Origin of the sequence: Kaistella sp. (genome assembly GCF_032060305.1) — a bacterium.
Classification (GTDB): Bacteria; Bacteroidota; Bacteroidia; order Flavobacteriales; family Weeksellaceae; genus Kaistella; species Kaistella yananensis.
In genome coordinates this window covers 4,781-7,135 of record NZ_DAMBHK010000094.1, presented here as the reverse complement: position 1 = coordinate 7,135, position 2,355 = coordinate 4,781, and the positions used below count along the sequence as shown (strand labels likewise).

Below are 2,355 nucleotides of genomic sequence, written 5' to 3'. Positions count from 1 at the left end.
GGTCTGTTTTCACCGATGATTGAACTTACCCCTCTCATTGTGATTCTGGTAGAACCACCCATAGAAGATGGTGCGGTAACTTGTACCCCCGCTACGTTACCTGATAGAGCACTTAAGGCATTGTTTTGCCCTGCGTCAGAGATGGTTTCACCTTTAACCTCCTGAGCTGCATACCCAATAGATTTTTTCTCTCTTTTAATACCTAAAGCCGTTACTACAACGCCTTCGATATCCTGCGTTCTGGCAGTGTCAACCTGAGCATTTACCAAAGCAAATGAGGAGGTTAAAACTACAGCTAAAACGCTTGTTGTTAGTTTCTTCATATCAAATTAAATTTTTTCATTGAGACAAAAGTGCAAAACTTTCACAATATGACCAAACATTTTGTTAATTAATTCTTAATAATCTAATAAATATCTGGCGCTGCTGTATTTAATGTAACAATTATTACAAATGTGTGAATTTATCAGAATTTGAAGCATTTTTATGATAAATATCATGCAGATTTAAATAAAGTAGTAAAATATAATTGTTTATAGCAATCTTTTTATATTAACTATGCAATGAAAATTAAGTTAAATTACGTTAATCTTAAAGAATTTTTAAGTTTTTTACAGTTCAACTGGTTTATGTGAAATGTGTTTAAAAAGCAAATTTTAGAACTGTAGAATCCCTTAATTGTCCCTCCACGGCTAAAAATTTAGTTAGTTTTTACGTAATAATTGTAATTTTACAAACGATTATTGAATATAAATTTTGTTCGTTTTATATGGATTTGCTTAAAAAATGGTCAGAACATTATATAGAAGCAGGCTGTGATGAAGTCGGCAGAGGCTGCCTGTGCGGTCCTGTGGTGGCTGCGAGTGTTATTATTGACGAGAATTTCACACATAATTTGGTTAATGATTCGAAAAAACTAACCTTCAGGACACGGATGGAGTTGGATTCCTACATCAAAGATCATGTGGTGGAATATTCGATCGCCGAAGTTTCCCCGGAAGTAATTGATGTTCACAATATCTTAAATGCAAGTATCATGGCAATGCATCATGCACTTGATCAACTCAAAACCCGCCCGGAACTTATCCTGGTTGATGGAAACAGATTTCATCCCTACCAATCTATTCCCCATGAATGTATTGTAAAAGGAGATGCTAAGCTGCTTTCTATTGCATGTGCCTCGATTTTAGCAAAAAATTACAGGGACAGGATTATGATCGCGCTTCACAAAGAGTTTCCGGAATATGGCTGGGCTACCAATATGGGTTATGCTACAAAGCAGCATCAGGAAGCTTTGAACAAATACGGTCCCACCATCCATCACCGAAGATCATTCCGACTGGATTACAGGGTTTGCGGTGAGCATTCTTACGCGGGCTAAGTCGAAAACATTTAGCTGATTCTGCCGGTATATTCATTTAGTCAGCCTACACTAAGCTACCACCTAAATCAATTATAAGTTCATTATAACTCCACTATGACTCCAATGTTTTATTAGAGTTATATTGGACTTATATTGGACTTACGTAAAAGAAAACCTGAAGCTTTTGAGGATGAATGATGAATGACCTTAAAATATGGCTATAAAAAAAAGCGGAAAATCAATTCCGCTTTTTTGTCTTGTATAATAAGATAATCTTATTTCTTTTTCTTGGCCTGTTGCTGTTGGGCTTTTTGCTGTTCCTGCGCCTGTTCCATCATTTCGCGCATTCTTTTCTGGAACTTGCCTTCTTTTTTAGGTTCCTTCTGCTTGTTGGCCTGTATCTGTGCATGGATTTTCTTTTCATCCAGAATCCAGTATTTAATGACAAGAATGATTAAGATGTTAATAGCATTCGATACAAAATAATACCATGAAAGTCCGGATGCTGAAGTGTTCAGGAAGAAAAGGAAGGTAATCGGGAAGATGTACATCAGCACTTTCATATTCGGCATTCCTTCCTGCTGTGGCTGCTGAATGTTTCCGGAAGTCATTACCGTATAAATCAAGATTACCACCGTACACGCAATTGCGAAAATACTTAAATGCTCGCCTAAGAACGGAATATGGAAGGGCAGTTTAATTACATCATCATAAGCCGTTAAATCCTTGGCAAACCAGAAGCTTTTGCCTCTGAGGTCGATCATGTTCGGGAAGAAACGGAAGAGCGCATAGAAAATCGGAATCTGCAGCAAGGCTGGCAAACATCCCGCCATCTGATTTACCCCGGCTTTCCGGTAAACTGCCATTGTTTCCTGTTGTTTTTTTAAAGGATCTGCATCCTTAAATTTTGCATTTACTTCATCAATCTCCGGACGGATAACACGCATCATCGCGCTGAGTTTGTGCTGTTTGAACATTACCGGCGAAAGAAT

Annotated in this window: 2 protein-coding genes and 1 pseudogene; 1 reads left to right on the top strand and 2 read right to left on the bottom strand. The window is 37.7% G+C overall.

Translation table 11 applies throughout. The annotated features are described in order from the left end of the window. Positions 1-323, bottom strand: a pseudogene (locus V5N63_RS10725) (SusC/RagA family TonB-linked outer membrane protein); the annotation flags it as partial. A gap of 446 nt (positions 324-769) precedes the next feature. On the opposite strand from V5N63_RS10725, the gene V5N63_RS10720 reads away from it, so the two are divergent. Further along, positions 770-1,381 carry a ribonuclease HII gene (locus tag V5N63_RS10720; protein WP_332033935.1) on the top strand — a complete coding sequence of 204 codons (612 nt, stop codon included), beginning with the start codon at positions 770-772 and terminating at the stop codon, positions 1,379-1,381. Positions 1,382-1,638: 257 nt separating this feature from the next. Here V5N63_RS10720 and yidC read toward each other — a convergent pair. After that, positions 1,639-2,355 (bottom strand): membrane protein insertase YidC (yidC, locus tag V5N63_RS10715; RefSeq protein ID WP_332033934.1); only part of this gene is annotated, 717 nt, incomplete at its 5' end.

Bases quoted from the DNA above. Each gene is read 5' to 3' on its own strand.
- V5N63_RS10720 (WP_332033935.1), top strand. From the start codon at position 770: ATGGATTTGCTTAAAAAATGGTCAGAACATTATATAGAAGCAGGCTGT.